Here is a 13,846-nt window from a genome sequence, read left to right as displayed (position 1 = left end):
ATAAGCCAACAGGAGCCGCCAACCAAAGTCTCGAATCAAGCTTCAACCCCCAGCCCCTTCAACCGATAGCCCAGACCATGCACCGTTTCAATCAAATCAGTCGGCGCACCTGCTGCTTTGAGCTTGTGCCGCAAGCCTTTGATGTGAGTTCGTACTGTTTCTTCGGTTGGTGGCTCTTCTAGTGACCACAACCGCTCTAAGATTTGACTACTGCTAAAAACTCGTCGTCCGTTGCGGAGAAATAATTCCAACAGCCCATATTCTTTAGGCGTTAAGGCTAGGAATTTTTTACCATAGGAGACTTCGCAACTGCTAGGGTCAAGTCGTAATTCACCTAACTCATAAATAGTGGGTAATGCTGCTCCACCGCTACGCCGCAGCAATGAACGAATCCGCGCTAGTAACTCGGTTAAATCAAAAGGTTTGATCAAGTAATCATCCGCTCCGGCATCTAGCCCTAAGACGCGATCGCCCACGGTATCCCTAGCAGTCAGCATTAAAATTGGGATGGTGCAATTGTGCGATCGAATCTTACGGCAAAGGCTAACGCCATCAATATCTGGCAGCATCACATCTAGCAAAATCAGGTCGTAGGTGTAAGCTTCTACCAGTTCCCAAGCGCTACTTCCTGCGTATGCCACATCAATCACATAATTCTGATCAGTTAGGTCTTCTGCCAGCGCGTCTGCAATGCGTTCATCATCTTCAACGAGTAGAATTTTCATGGCTTTACTCCTTCACAATGAGCCACGGCAGATGCTCATCCTACGATACTGGAAAGAGTATTTAATTTACGTAAAAATAATCAATTAGGGGAGAGATCTTTTTGACACATCTGCCAGAAATTACTCTCCCCTGAATAAAACTACCCTAGAACCTTAAGACCCTAGTTGCTCAGTATCTGCTGCAACTGTTGCTGCAAATCGGAGTCTTGACGCACGGCAGTCAAGATTTCATTGAACCGATTTAGTTCTAAGCCTTGAGACTCGACTGCTTGCACTCTGCGAGTTTGAGTTTCGCTCTTGATATCCTCAAGTTGTGAAACAACCTGCTGAACTGCCTGTTGCTCTTGAGGAGTTGCGGGGGTGCTGGTCTGAGTTGCAGTAGGAGATTGCTGGACGTTGTACAGTTCTCTAAACCGATCCTCTGACAGTCCCGCTTCTTCAATGGCTTCGCTAACTTGCTGTTGCGCCGACTTCTGTATCTCTTGCAACTGCGGAATGACTTGAGCAAACTTTTGCAATTCCGCCGTACTGACAGCCGTTGCCGGCGTTTCTGTTGTAGGCGCTGCACCAGGGTTCTGGGGCGAAGCGGGAGTAATGCTAGGAGCCTGAGGCGAGGTAGGCGAGAGGCTAGGGGTACTGGAAGGATTGGAAGGAGGAGTTGCGCTCGGTGCCACAGGAGTTTGAGCAGATGCAGGAGCCTCGGTTCTGAGTCCGTCTGCCTCTCCCTTGGTCGCTGTGTCAACTTTGCTAGAGGGATAACCAGGAGACATGCTAGGGGCAGTCGTTTCAACCGGGTTTGTGTCAGGTGCTGTTAAGCTTTGGGGCTTTGGGGTTGGAGGAGTAGGCGAGGCTGAGCCTGGAGTGGTGCCTGGATATTCCATACTGCCTGAAGGCTTGTCACTAGGACTCATGCTGTCGCTAGGCTCTGGGGCGGAAGGCTCAATGCTGGGTGGAGTTGTCTCACCAGGTGTTGAAAACTCGGGAGAGGTGCTAGGAGTTGTTTGAGGTTCTATCGTCTGGGGTTCTAATGAAGATGGAGGAGTTGCTGCTTCTCGAGGCTCTGAAATGGATGGTACTGCATCAAGTTGCTCTCCACCTGGGCAACGCGAATTAAGAGGGGTAACTTCGCACAAAATTTTCATTCCCTCTGCTGACATCACAATTTCTTCAGAAGTAGTAGATTCGCCAGAAGTTTGTGATAGGACTGGGAGGCTAACTAAAAAGCTGGCACCCGCAGCGCCCATGACTAAAATATTTTTGAGTAGATTCGAGCGATCGCGCATGACCATATTGAAACTCCTAATGTTGGGTTTAATTTCGTGTCTTGTGTAAACCAATAGACCTGAATTTTCTAGAGAGATGAAATCCCTAAAAAGCTCTCGTAAACTGGTAAGACTTTGTTCGAGTGAGTGGTTCAGTGAAGCAGCAAGCTACTGCACAATCGACGAAGAATTGACGGTAATCTCGATCGGTAGTCTACAGATGAATGACGATTAGACAGGTAGTTTACAGTAGGCACACAGCATCTAGCGAAATGCTGCCGATAGACTAAAAGGTCTGTTGTCAAAAGAGCAAATTTCGATGAACTTGACTTTCGCGATCTGGAAATGTTGTATCCAAAAGATTTCCTGATGCCGTAAGCCTAATGAGCAGAGCTTGACCTGGTAAGCATCACTGAACCTCCATTGAAGATAGGCGAAGTATAGATAGCTACGGTTAATCGCCAACTCGAACTACACTAAAGGTAAGATGTGAAGATTTTGTGAAGGTAGACTTTAAGTAAAGCTGTAATCCTGGCTGTTAAACGGTTAGAAAATTTTTGTTACTCTCCTAGTTCACTATTATCTCTGTGGATCAACTTTTATCAACTAAGAAAAATTACCTCTTGTGACTGATGCGCTTTGACAGTTCATCAATGCGATCGCTCTCTTAACAAGCAAACTTTACTCCGCATAAAAGCTTTACTCTGCATAAAAGTAGGATTTCAGCAAAATATCATTGACCCTATGCTCACCTTTTTCATGAGCAAAGTACTGGGGGACAGTGAATATTATTAAAGAGTTAAAGACCTAAAGTTTCTCAATCTTCAACTCTGGGTATCCGGTTGCCCTATCCAACTCGCGGATGAATTTGAGGTGGGGCAAAATGCCAATAATGAGTTCGGCAGTAGTGAAGATAAGGCAGCCTTTGAGAAGATGACCCCCGATCGTATATCCAGTGGAATCGGCGATCGCCATATGGCAGTGGCAGCCATGCCGAGATAAAGTTCCTACTAGCGAAACAATCTCGAACCTGTTCTCGTATACCTTGCCCTCTGGTTGATTTGCCAGCCGCAGAGTGGCTTGAGTAAGGCTGCCCACACAGGTCACAATGCAAGCGGCTTCCACACTATGCTTTTCTACAAACGCCTCTAATTCCACCTTGAGGTCTTGTTGGGGGGTGAAGCGGAGAGCAACAGTTTCCATGGCTTTTCTAGAGCAATGATTTTGTAAGATCAACAAAAAGGAAGAAATAGTCAAAAAATAAGGTGCGTTACTAACGCACCTTGCTTTAAATTAATGGAGCTGACGGGAGTCGAACCCGTGTCCGCCCTGGGTATTAATACTCCGATCATTCACAGGTTTAGCCTATCTAATCCTCAAGGCGGGAACCGTCTATTGTCCCAGACGTGGGATTCTCTAGTTGAGTCTTAGCAAGTTTGCAACTAAAGGAACCAAACTTGAGCATCCGTTGGGGTTGGTCTACAGTCTTAACGGAGTCGGATCGTAGACGCTCGAACCTATAAGAGGTTTTTAGGCAACCGCAGCTGCTTTACGAGCAAAGGGTACTATGTTGTTCGCATGTACGTGTTTTGAGCCATTGATTTTCGAGAGTTAGCCCGCTCTCGACCTGCATCGCGAAATAACGTTCGCCAAAACGTCGAAACCGTGACAGCCCCGTGTTTTGTTTACTCATTATAACTGCATTTTGAGCAGGTGGGGCTAAGGTTATTAGAAACTTGGGGGTGGATTGGCGATCGCCATTTTTGAAGAATTAAGGGCACCTCGAAAAATTGCTTGCGGGATCTCAGTATGAGCTCATAGAGGGTAGTCAGGCATTCGGTAGTGTTCTAGACCTGTGGATAGGTGATTAGATATCTAAACCAAATTTGTAACGATTGATGACTAGTCCAATGACCGCATCATGCAGCCACTGGGACTTGGAAAAACAAATCGTTTTACGGGCTAAACGTTTAATCCGTCTCCGCAAGGTGAGATGCTTACGCTCAATGGTTTGAGTATGCGTTTTGCTTATTGTCTGGAAAGCGGGATGGAGATGACGCTGATATGCTCCCCCAGCATCGGTATAGAACCGGGTAATTCCAAAAGGTTCCCAAAAATTATAGGCAGCACCGAAGCGATCGCACTTTCCTAATGAAAGAAGAGCGGTTAGGACAAAGCGATCGCTTCGGTGCTGATTCTCAAACGAATTGCGATCGTTCCATCGATATACATTCCGTTCCTGCACCAATCTTTGAACGAGCGGTTTATAGTTCGCTGATAAATCTGACTCAGCCTGAATACACCCAACAAATTTGTTATCTTGCAAAATTTCTATAGGAGTTTTCGACTGTGTTTGAAACTGCTGATAATACACGTCGATCGCCTGCTGGAGGATTTCTTCTAAGAGGATGTCTGAGAAGTCTAAATTGCTATCCGACGCCGCCCCCTAAATCCCCCATTCTGGGGGACTTTGAAGGAGGACTGGTGCGGAAGTCCCCCAGAATGGGGGGTTGGGGGGCAAGTGCAAGAATCCTTAATACTTCTCAGGCATCCTCTAGGTTTTGATTCGTCATTTGCTGAAGATGAGCCAACTTAGCCGCAGTACTCTTATTCAGTTGCGTGTTAATGTCTATTGTGCAACCTTGCCACTATCACTGTTAACTTAGCATAGCGTTCTTCTAAAAAGTCGATCGCCCCTATAAAAGTAAAGCGAGTCAAACGGCGATCGCTTCTCCAAAATTCAATCTACAAGGCGATCGCCCTATACCTCACCGTCCAAAATACTATTGATATCTCGCGTTGCCTATAGAATTCGCAGAACTTCAGTAGCATCATCCCGTTCAAAGTAAAAAATCAGGTATTTCCTGAAATCTTTTACAGCCCATTTCCGTAATCCCTGCAAACGAGGATTTTCGACCAAGCATAAACTACCCATTCCTGGCATTCTGGCAAGCTAGGCGATCGTCAACCGTGCAGAATCAAAAAATTGTAGGGCGCTGCTCTCACTCGTTAAGAGCCGCTTATCTTAAACGAACCGAGTTAATTGCACTCGGTAGCGTTCTTTTCTAGTTACTGCCACTTCCCCAATTTCTAGCCGACCTTTGCCTCGAATGGCTACCAAATCGCCAGACTTAAGCTGATGGCTCGACTGCGTGATATCTTTCCAATTGACCCGGACATCGCCGCTGTTAATGAGATCTGCCATTTTGCTACGCGACATGCCGAAGCCCGCAGAAGCGACAGCATCTAAACGCATTGAGGCTTCGGTGGTCGTTAATTCTTTTTTCTTAGGTTCACGCAGCTTTAGCTCACTCCAATCGATTCGGCGCGTTTTTACGGGCACCGATCGCACCTGAGTTAGACTTTGCTCTAAAAATTCCACCATTTCGGGGACGACGATCGCCTGTGCCCCGCGTTCGCCTAAGACTATAACATCGCCGACTTTTTCACGCACAATGCCTGTGCCCAACAGCGCTCCTAAAAAATCTCGGTGGGTTGCCTGATCGAAGAGAAAGTTTCCGGCAATATCGAGGGCTGCGACTGCCACTTGGGATGTATCTAGGGGAATATCAGAACGGGCGATCGCCACTCGCTGGCGTTCGGCTTGAGGGTATCCACCCCAGGGCAGTAGCTCAACTTCGGTGAGTCGTGCAAAGACTTGTTGAACTTCGGCTAATTCTGGAGGTGACAAAAAATCAGAAGCAATAACGTCCCAAGTCTTAAGGGCTTGCTCAGCTTGGTCGACGATCCGGACGACCGCTTCTCGATTTTCAACACCCTTAAGGAGTTCTTCGCGTGGCAGCATAGATAAGTTTGTGTAATGCTTTTCAATTTTATCGAGACTTTGGGGTTGTGCGTTAGCAGGGCGAAGAATAGTTGTGTCAATTCGATCTCAAATCATTTCTGAAGTTCGCGCTTCTCTGTTTTTAGCGCTTCCCCTAGCCGGGGCACAGATGGCGCAGGCAGCGATCGCTTTTGTCGATACTGCCATGATGGGTCAATTGGGCAGCCAAACATTGGCGGCTGGGGGGTTGGGTGCAATTAGCTTTGGGGCTTTGCTGATTATTGGTTCGGGCATTGTGGCAGCAGTAAGTCCGATCGCGGCTGAGGCGCATGGGGCTGGACAGCCGCAAAAAGTGGGGCAGGTGATTCGTCAAGGATTTTTGCTGGCGATTTTGGTTGCTTTGCCAATCATGGCGTTGATTTGGCATATGCGATCGCTGTTAAGTTCGTTGGGGCAGCCGCAAGAGCTTTTGGAGCAGACCGAACTTTATTTACGGGCAATCGTTTGGGGCTATTTACCGGGCTTAGGGTTTGCTGTTCTAAAAGACTTCGCTTCAGCGATTTCCAAGCCTCGCTCGGTCATTATTATTACGCTTTGCAGCGTGCCCCTGAATATCGTGGGCAATGATGTGCTGATGTATGGCAAATTGGGATTGCCCGCGTTGGGTTTGGAAGGAATTGGGTGGTCGAGTACGATCGTTTTGTGGAGCATGTTTTTGGCGATCGCTCTTTATATTCGCAGCCAACGACAGTTTAGAATTTACGGCATCTTTCAAGGTTTTCCAAAGTTCGATCGCGGCATGATTCAAGAACTACTTCACATTGGCTTGCCCATTGGTATTATTGCCTTCGTCGAAACGGGATTGTTTACCGTCACCACGTTTCTAATTGGACAAATTGGCGTTGCGCCCTTAGCTGCCCATCAAATTGCCCTAGAAACCGCAGGCGTAACCTTTCGGATTCCCTTAGGCATTGCGTTTGCTACAACTGTCCGGGTTGGGCAATTGGTGGGGCAAAATAATCTCCGAGGCGCTCGGTTTGCCGGATATGTGGGCATCGCTCTGGGTGCGGCTTTTATGGGTAGTACCGCCATCTTATTTTGGACAATGCCTCGCCCGATTGTGGCACTATTTTTAGATGTTCAAGATCCAGCAAATGCGATCGTAGTCGAGCTCGCTCAAGTGCTTTTGGGCGTAGCCGCCATGTTCCAAATTTTTGATGGCATCCAGGTGATTGCGGTTGGCGCGCTGCGGGGATTGAAAGACACTCGCATTCCTATGGTGATTGGAATATTTGCTTACTGGGGCATTGGTTTAGTCAGCGGCTACGGATTTGGCATGGTGTTGGGATGGGGGGCAGTAGGGCTATGGTGGGGACTGGCGATGGGTTTGGCGGTTGCTGCGGGAGTGCTAACTTGGCGATTTAGTACGATTCAGTTACGCATATTGGAGCAGATACGGTAGGGTTAGAATCAAGGAAGAGCGGATGTAAGGTTCTGTCTGTGATGTTTATTCCTACTTTTATCGTGCCATCTAAGTTTTTTCTCCTCGCTGCCATTGCTCTGTTACTGCCTGCCTGTGCAAACACTCCTTGGGCAGATAGGGTAGGGCGATCGCTTGCACCCGATCCTCGGCTTAAAGATAATCCGGTGGCGATCGGTTTACCGTCCGCAACGTCTAGCCCCTCGCCCAGCGCCGTAACAAAGTTGCCCTCCACTAGCGGAGCACTGCCTAGACTTTTTACAAATGATGATTCCCTAGCAAACCCGGTTCCCCAACCAGGCGACCCTAACTTTATTGGACCAATTCCTCCTGCAAACCTGTCCTCAAACGGTTCTGCAAGTCCTTCAGGAAACCCATCGACCACGCCATCCCAACCGACTAACCCCAGCCAAGTCCCAACCGAATTTCAGTCTTACATTACCGACTTAACCAATCTGGGCGCGTTGCAAGTCACTAGTTCTAACGGGTTTGAACCTAGCGACGCAATCACACGCCGCGAGTATGCCCGCTGGCTAGTTGCAGCCAACAACTTGATTTATGCCAACGTGCCCGCTCGGAAAATCCGTCTGGGCGCATCGACCGATCAGCCTGCCTTTAAGGATGTTCCCTCTAAAGATCCTGATTTTGGAGCGATTCAAGGCTTGGCAAACGCTGGGTTAATTCCGAGTGCGCTTTCGGGTGAAAGTAGTGCAGTAAACTTTCGTCCTAACTCACCGCTAACCCGCGAAGATTTAATTTTTTGGAAGGTTCCGGTAGATACTCAGCGATCGCTTCCCAATGCAACTCTCGAAACCGTCAAAGAAAGCTGGGGCTTTCAAGATACTGCCAAAATTGATCCAAAAGTTCTCCGGGCGGTGTTAGCAGATTATCAAAACGGCGATTTGTCTAACATTCGCCGTGCGTTTGGCTACACGACGCTATTTAATCCTAAGAAAACAGTGAGTCAGGCAGAAGCGGCAGCGGTGCTATGGTTTTTTGGCGCCCAAGGAGATGGTTTGTCAGCAAAAGATGCATTGCAATCTAATCAACCAAGTTCGCAGCCAAGTTCGCAGCCAAGTTCACAACCCAGCTTGCAGCCAGATCCAATTGGACCCTAACGCCTCATACCCTCCTGTTTTGTGACTGAGGCTTTCGTCGGTACTGGCTTACCATTTCCAAACGCGACAAGGCACTGGTTGCCGACTCCTGCACGGATGCATCAGCCGACTCATCATTCACCAACGCCGTCAATACCTCAGCCCCACGGCTGTCTCCCACCGAAGCCAGCGCATTGACAAGTGAAACTGCCAATCCTACGTTATCAGTGGTTTCTAAGGCTTCAATTAAAATATCTAAAGAGGGAACCCCAATTTCGCCGAGCGCCATGGTTGCTGCAATATGCACGACTGGATTGGCATCATTGAGCGCTATTTTTAGCCCTTGCATTCCGGCTTCAGGAAAAGTTTCTAAAAGTTGAGCAACTTCCTCTAAGATTTCGGCATCCTGGGTGCCAATTTCTCCAATTGACCAGACAGCATTTTCTACGGTGTAACAGTCATCGTCTGTCAAACACGTCCGAATTACGGGTAAAGCCTGCTTTGCCTCTAGCCTGCCTAAGGTTTCAACCGATTTACGCCGCACAATGCGGTTTTCTAGGGCTGGATCGGTCTGTTGAACAGCACGTATTAAGGCTTGAATCGAGTTTTCAGACGAGAAATTAATTAAATGGGAAGTGGCAATGTAGCGTGAGTCATCTTCACTAACTTGGTCATAAGGCGTGTCTAAAAGAGCGATCGCCTGTTCTTCAGTTAAGTTAAATAGATTGAGAAATCGTTTATCCATAATTGCTCGCTGGGCTATGAGCTAGGTGTACCGCCTTGATTCCGAACCATGTCTGAAACTGTGTTCCGCAGTTCCGTAATGCTAGCCGCGAGAATGGCAATCTGCTCTTGGTTGACGTTAATCTTTTCTTGTGTACGAGCACTCAGATCTTGAGCACGAGCGCTCTGCTCTCCCATGAGGGTAATCTGCTCTTGATTGCGGGCACTCTGCTCTTGCGTGAGAGCAATCTGCTCTCCCATGAGGGTAATCTGCTCTTGCGTGAGAGCAATCTGCCGCTGGGTTTCAGCTTGTCCAGCAGCTACTTGATCCAGAATTTGGGATGCCCGAGCGAGATTCTGACGGATTTCAATACCTATAGCGTCTTGGTGAGCTATTGCTGACTCATGAACTATAAATCGGTTTTCATGGCGAGCGATCGCTTTAGAATGCTCGCTTAGAGTAGCTTGAATTTGTTCGTTAGAAGTTGTCATGACTGACTTTGAGAAAAGAAACTGGGTTGATCATACCTGCTCTAGCCAGTTGTAAGCTTAACTAAATAATCCTTCCATAAAACAAGGGGACTCTGGGTCATCGTTCAACTCCACTGAGCAAAACAACTACCGCCAGTTTGAATCAAGCCTTGGGTTTCGCAAATCATTCCGGCAACTGCATCGGAAACCATGCAGCTAGCGTTGCTGGCGATCGCATTTACTGCGTCCAAGCGACGATTACCTTCAGCAACAAAACCCTTAAGGGTATTAATATCAGCACTGCTTCAAGCAGAAGTGCTGGCATCTGCCGAGACTACAGATCTAGAAAAAGCGTCAAGCATTTCGCTCTCCTTCGTTGTTAAAAGATACTTCCTTGTTTGGTTGACAAGACACTATTGAATCTAGAAAGAGAAGGTCTATCCAGTCTCGGTTATGAGAAACTAAGCAATAATCCTTACCATAAAAAACAGCCCCTAGTCAGCGCAGTTCTGACTAGGGGATTATGCTCAGCTTTTAAGAATCTTCTTGATTCTTTTAGGACTGCTTCAATAACTGCTTGATCACATTCTCTTTCACCATGAGTTGACGCATGACTTCTAGCAAAAAGGTCTGCGCTTGCTCTGTGCTCAACAATTTTACCTGCTCTTCGTAAACTTTGAGGTTGAACTGCTGCTCTATGCTTAATCCTGGAATTTCCATTTTGCTTACTCTCCAGAGAATTGCGACGCTTTTTGCTACAGGCTTTCTTGCTATAGGCATGTTAACAAAAGTAACACCTGCTTGACAAGTGGTTGGTTATATACACGTCCGAATGAACCTTAAAGGCTAGCAGGTGGTTAATCTCTGCTGGCTTGAAAAAGCCAGGGATCTATGAGAGCGTTAGCTCTAGGGAAGCTTTATAGTATAAGCAGTAAATGGTCTGGCGTTATGGAGTCGCGTATGGACGCAATGGAGTTTTTCCAGGTTAGTACAGGTAAGTGGCGATCGCAGCGAACCACTCATCATCTTGCTTTTAGGCGATCGGAAATGGGTGAGTCTGAAATTCAGGTGCAAGCTTTGGGTGCCAATGATCCTCAAGTGATTGAAATTTGTCGGATTCATGAGGTTGATCCAAGCTTGGCGATCGGTGGCGCTTACGTCGCTTGGCAAGGGTCGATGGGTTGGGACAAGGAAGACGAAAACCACGAAGGGACGACAGTGTTCGCTTTGGTGCCTGAAGGAAGCGATCGTCGTCGAGGAACCTTGTTACGAGAGCGAGGCTATGCTGAAGTTGTCCCAGTTGCGGGTCAGTATCACATGGATGACGATGATGCCTTAGTCCTAGTCACTGAATACGAAACCATGAGTTCGGTCGAACGGTTTTCATTTGCCGATCCTAGCTTGCGGGTGCGAACCAGTACAGTAAAACGGTTTGGAGGCTTTAGCACGGCTACTTTCTGCACCGAGTTTCGGATTACGGATGCCGACGGCGCTCCGGTTGCATCGGAAGCGGCTGAACCCAGCGAATCTTTTTCCTTCTTAGGTTGGTAAATTGCAGCTTTATAGCTCTGATTCTTTTGCTCGCGGGTTAGATTACCTGTATGTGATGCGTGGTCTGGCACTTGATCCAGAAATGGTGGATCTGATGTTTGACCTAGATCGGCGCTCGCCTATTTGTACTTGGATCGGCGATCGCATTGATCAGGTCAATGCATCGCTCCAATACTGTCTCCAAGCATGTCATCATTGCGTTCACACTACCGATCAACCCACTATTCAAATCTTTGCAGTTCCGTTAGCAAGTCGTTTTGGTGTTGATGGATTGTGTAACCTCAGCACTACGCCTATTACCCTTCTGGTTGATGTCGGACGGGTAGTGCCGCAAGATTGGCTATCATTGGTTGCTCATGAATATGCCCATGCATACGCGGGTTCTCCAGGACATCATTCGGAGTTTGCCCGATCGCTAGGACACTTATGTTTGGGACTAGCGATTGCTAGTCCTCCTGCTACAGAAAATCGTTTACGTATTTATCCCCCTTACCGCTCGACATCAGACCCACTGGCGTTCTGGCGAGGAGAGAGCGAGTGGCGATCGAGCGTTACAGATTACTACATCTTTAAAGAAGCAACGGGTTAAAGTACTTCTCTGCGAACTATAATTGGGAGCCGTATCAAACTTGCCGAATTACAGATCGAGGGGTCAGCATTTCGAGCGATCGCGCCAGCATTTCACCCCATGCACATCGTCTTTGTTCAGGACATTTCAGGTAATATCGCATAGATCAATACTGCAGGTATTTTCCTCTATACTTTCCTGAAACAGTGCCCGATAATTATGCTGAGAAAGTGTAATTGTCATCTTGCTGGTTTTTGTTTATTTGGCTGAGGTATAACTTTCGATTTGCGGCTAATTGGCACACACATCGGCGTTCCGGCAACGGGATCTTGAACAATGCGGCTCTCTAAACCAAAGACCTCTCGCACCATTGTTTCAGTCATCACATCCGCTGGATTACCTTGTGCGTAAATCGTTCCTTCCTTCACAGCGATCAACTGATCGGCATAGCGACAGGCTTGATTCAGGTCATGCAACACCATCACGATCGTTCGTCCCTCATCCTGATTCAGGTCATAGAGCAAATCCAGAATCTCGATTTGATGCGCCAGATCCAAAAAAGTTGTCGGTTCATCTAGCAACAGAATGGCTGTGTTTTGCGCCAACGTCATGGCAATCCAAGCTCGTTGCCGCTGACCTCCCGAAAGACTATCCAGGGGGCGCTCTGCCAACTCTGTCATATCCGTAATTGCCAGGGCTTGTTCGGTGAAACGTTCATCCTCTTTCGACCATTGCTGAAGCAAACCTTGATGCGGATATCGTCCTTGTGCCACTAACTCTCTCACGGTCAATCCTTCGGGCGCAACGGGGCTTTGAGGCAGCATTCCTAATCGTTTTGCAACTTCTTTGGTAGATAGTTTAAAGATGGAAGCGCTGTCGAGATAAACTGTTCCTTTAACAGGCTTGAGCAGTCGCGCTAATCCTCTTAGCAACGTAGATTTACCGCAACCATTAGAGCCAACTAAAGCGGTAATTTTCCCTGATGGAATGGCTAGATCCAGATCGTTGATCACGATCGCCTGGTCATACGCGAGTGTGAGCTTCCGAGTCGTTAAGGCAGGTTCAGAACTGGTAGGAGTGATGATATTCATATTCAAGCATTACGGTTGCGATAGAGCAGATAGAGAAAATAAGGCGCACCCACAGCGGCTGTCACCACACCACAGGGCAGTTCGATCGGGGCAAATAGCGATCGCCCTAATAAATCGGCGAATGAGACAATCAGACCACCCGCTAAGGCTGAAGTTGGGACTAACCCTTCATGAGCATTGCCCACCAGTTGACGCGCTAAATGAGGAGCCATTAACCCGACAAAACCAATGGTGCCAGCGGTCGCCACACTAGCTCCAGCGAGAGCTACACAGGTGATTAATAACAAGCCTCGCTGCCATTCCACCCGGCTACCCAAGCCCCGCGCTACATCATCTCCCAGGTTTAACGTATTTAATTCTCGCGCCAGAAGTAAGGATGCTGGAATAAACACAATTAGCCACGGCAGCAACGCTTGAATGTGTTCCCAACTGCGTCCATAAACGCTTCCGGCTAACCAGACTAACGCCTGACTGACATCGCTAATCTCACCAAAGGTAATCATCAGGCTGGTGAACGCAGAGGCGATCGCTCCCACTCCGATGCCCACTAGAATTAAACGAATTGGGGAACTGCCATTCTCCCATGCCAGCAGATAAACTAGCAGGGCTGCAACGAACGCTCCCATGAACGCCGCAATCGGTAAAAATAAAATAGGCACAGACGGAAATAGCACAATCATTGCCACCGCCACTAATCCTGCTCCCGCTTCTACGCCGACAATTTCGGGAGCCGCTAATGGATTACGAGTTAACCCTTGCATGATCGTTCCGGCGATCGCTAAAGCAGTTCCTACTAGGAATGCAGTAATGACTCGCGGCAATCGGAGGGTATGAATCACAAAATTGTAATCAGGATTATTAGTTTGTAATCCTAAAATTGTTTTAATCACATCTAGCGGTGGAATGGGATATTCTCCATAGCCAATGCTAATAATCATCACCACCAGTGTCATCATGATTAGACCTAACAAAACCCAAGGAACGCGGCGATCGAGCCGCATTGAGAGCAGGGATTTTTGAGTCCGAATTACCAGCCAACTGTTTGCCATTGTTTTTTCAAAAACTGATCAGAAACTTCTCAAAAACTTCTCAAA

Annotated in this window: 13 protein-coding genes, 1 other RNA gene and 2 pseudogenes; 4 read left to right on the top strand and 12 right to left on the bottom strand. The window is 47.7% G+C overall.

The annotated features are described in order from the left end of the window. Nucleotides 1-35: 35 nt before the first annotated feature. The 6 genes and pseudogenes from KME11_17565 to KME11_17540 form a co-directional block, all read right to left on the bottom strand. A complete protein-coding gene (locus KME11_17565) occupies nucleotides 36-725 on the bottom strand; it encodes a response regulator transcription factor (GenBank protein ID MBW4517019.1) in 690 nt (229 codons plus the stop codon). 161 nt (nucleotides 726-886) lie between these two features. After that, entirely contained in the window at nucleotides 887-2,014 is a 1,128-nt protein-coding gene (locus KME11_17560) for a DUF4168 domain-containing protein (GenBank protein ID MBW4517018.1), read from the bottom strand. A 780-nt stretch (nucleotides 2,015-2,794) separates the two neighbouring features. Next, nucleotides 2,795-3,190, bottom strand: coding sequence for a DNA-binding protein (locus KME11_17555; GenBank protein ID MBW4517017.1), 396 nt, complete (start codon nucleotides 3,188-3,190; stop codon nucleotides 2,795-2,797). Nucleotides 3,191-3,281: 91 nt separating this feature from the next. Then, nucleotides 3,282-3,663, bottom strand: a transfer-messenger RNA (tmRNA) gene (gene ssrA, locus KME11_17550). A 191-nt stretch (nucleotides 3,664-3,854) separates the two neighbouring features. Next, nucleotides 3,855-4,004 (bottom strand): annotated as a pseudogene (locus KME11_17545) (IS1 family transposase). 1,008 nt (nucleotides 4,005-5,012) lie between these two features. After that, nucleotides 5,013-5,792, bottom strand: a complete 780-nt coding sequence (locus KME11_17540; GenBank protein ID MBW4517016.1) for a photosystem II S4 domain protein — start codon at nucleotides 5,790-5,792, stop codon at nucleotides 5,013-5,015. Between the two features lie 73 nt (nucleotides 5,793-5,865). On the opposite strand from KME11_17540, the gene KME11_17535 reads away from it, so the two are divergent. Next, nucleotides 5,866-7,233 (top strand): MATE family efflux transporter, encoded by a 1,368-nt coding sequence (locus KME11_17535; GenBank protein MBW4517015.1) that lies wholly within the window; start codon nucleotides 5,866-5,868, stop codon nucleotides 7,231-7,233. Between the two features lie 41 nt (nucleotides 7,234-7,274). Continuing rightward, nucleotides 7,275-8,369, top strand: a complete 1,095-nt coding sequence (locus tag KME11_17530; GenBank protein ID MBW4517014.1) for an S-layer homology domain-containing protein — start codon at nucleotides 7,275-7,277, stop codon at nucleotides 8,367-8,369. A gap of 4 nt (nucleotides 8,370-8,373) precedes the next feature. Here the strand turns inward: KME11_17530 and KME11_17525 are convergent, their stop codons facing one another. The 4 genes and pseudogenes from KME11_17525 to KME11_17510 all read right to left on the bottom strand — a co-directional run bounded on the left by KME11_17525 (nucleotide 8,374) and on the right by KME11_17510 (nucleotide 10,262). Beyond that, nucleotides 8,374-9,093, bottom strand: coding sequence for a HEAT repeat domain-containing protein (locus KME11_17525; protein ID MBW4517013.1), 720 nt, complete (start codon nucleotides 9,091-9,093; stop codon nucleotides 8,374-8,376). A gap of 14 nt (nucleotides 9,094-9,107) precedes the next feature. After that, nucleotides 9,108-9,563, bottom strand: coding sequence for a hypothetical protein (locus tag KME11_17520; protein ID MBW4517012.1), 456 nt, complete (start codon nucleotides 9,561-9,563; stop codon nucleotides 9,108-9,110). A gap of 119 nt (nucleotides 9,564-9,682) precedes the next feature. Next, a pseudogene (locus KME11_17515) lies at nucleotides 9,683-9,904 on the bottom strand (bleomycin hydrolase). Between the two features lie 193 nt (nucleotides 9,905-10,097). Beyond that, nucleotides 10,098-10,262, bottom strand: a complete 165-nt coding sequence (locus KME11_17510; GenBank protein MBW4517011.1) for an NblA/ycf18 family protein — start codon at nucleotides 10,260-10,262, stop codon at nucleotides 10,098-10,100. Between the two features lie 240 nt (nucleotides 10,263-10,502). Between KME11_17510 and KME11_17505 the strand changes: the two genes are divergently transcribed. Beyond that, on the top strand, nucleotides 10,503-11,093 hold the full coding sequence (locus KME11_17505; protein MBW4517010.1) for a phycobiliprotein lyase: 591 nt from the start codon (nucleotides 10,503-10,505) through the stop codon (nucleotides 11,091-11,093). Between the two features lies 1 nt (nucleotide 11,094). After that, the gene (locus KME11_17500) at nucleotides 11,095-11,682 is read left to right on the top strand and encodes a hypothetical protein (protein ID MBW4517009.1); all 588 of its coding nucleotides are present in this window, start codon (nucleotides 11,095-11,097) and stop codon (nucleotides 11,680-11,682) included. 218 nt (nucleotides 11,683-11,900) lie between these two features. On the opposite strand, the gene KME11_17495 is transcribed toward KME11_17500, so the two are convergent. Further along, nucleotides 11,901-12,752: an ABC transporter ATP-binding protein gene (locus KME11_17495; protein MBW4517008.1), complete on the bottom strand. Its 852-nt coding sequence runs from the start codon at nucleotides 12,750-12,752 to the stop codon at nucleotides 11,901-11,903. Nucleotides 12,753-12,754: 2 nt separating this feature from the next. Then, nucleotides 12,755-13,801, bottom strand: coding sequence for an iron ABC transporter permease (locus KME11_17490; GenBank protein ID MBW4517007.1), 1,047 nt, complete (start codon nucleotides 13,799-13,801; stop codon nucleotides 12,755-12,757). Nucleotides 13,802-13,846 lie beyond the last annotated feature (45 nt).

It is taken from the genome of Timaviella obliquedivisa GSE-PSE-MK23-08B, assembly GCA_019358855.1.
GTDB classification, from domain to species: Bacteria; Cyanobacteriota; Cyanobacteriia; order Elainellales; family Elainellaceae; genus Timaviella; species Timaviella obliquedivisa.
This window is presented reverse-complemented; position numbering and strand designations above follow the sequence as displayed.

Bases quoted from the DNA above. Each gene is read 5' to 3' on its own strand.
- KME11_17565 (MBW4517019.1), bottom strand. From the start codon at position 725: ATGAAAATTCTACTCGTTGAAGATGATGAACGCATTGCAGACGCGCTG.
- KME11_17560 (MBW4517018.1), bottom strand. From the start codon at position 2,014: ATGGTCATGCGCGATCGCTCGAATCTACTCAAAAATATTTTAGTCATG.
- KME11_17555 (MBW4517017.1), bottom strand. From the start codon at position 3,190: ATGGAAACTGTTGCTCTCCGCTTCACCCCCCAACAAGACCTCAAGGTG.
- KME11_17540 (MBW4517016.1), bottom strand. From the start codon at position 5,792: ATGCTGCCACGCGAAGAACTCCTTAAGGGTGTTGAAAATCGAGAAGCG.
- KME11_17530 (MBW4517014.1), top strand. From the start codon at position 7,275: ATGTTTATTCCTACTTTTATCGTGCCATCTAAGTTTTTTCTCCTCGCT.
- KME11_17525 (MBW4517013.1), bottom strand. From the start codon at position 9,093: ATGGATAAACGATTTCTCAATCTATTTAACTTAACTGAAGAACAGGCG.
- KME11_17520 (MBW4517012.1), bottom strand. From the start codon at position 9,563: ATGACAACTTCTAACGAACAAATTCAAGCTACTCTAAGCGAGCATTCT.
- KME11_17510 (MBW4517011.1), bottom strand. From the start codon at position 10,262: ATGGAAATTCCAGGATTAAGCATAGAGCAGCAGTTCAACCTCAAAGTT.
- KME11_17505 (MBW4517010.1), top strand. From the start codon at position 10,503: ATGGACGCAATGGAGTTTTTCCAGGTTAGTACAGGTAAGTGGCGATCG.
- KME11_17495 (MBW4517008.1), bottom strand. From the start codon at position 12,752: ATGAATATCATCACTCCTACCAGTTCTGAACCTGCCTTAACGACTCGG.
- KME11_17490 (MBW4517007.1), bottom strand. From the start codon at position 13,801: ATGGCAAACAGTTGGCTGGTAATTCGGACTCAAAAATCCCTGCTCTCA.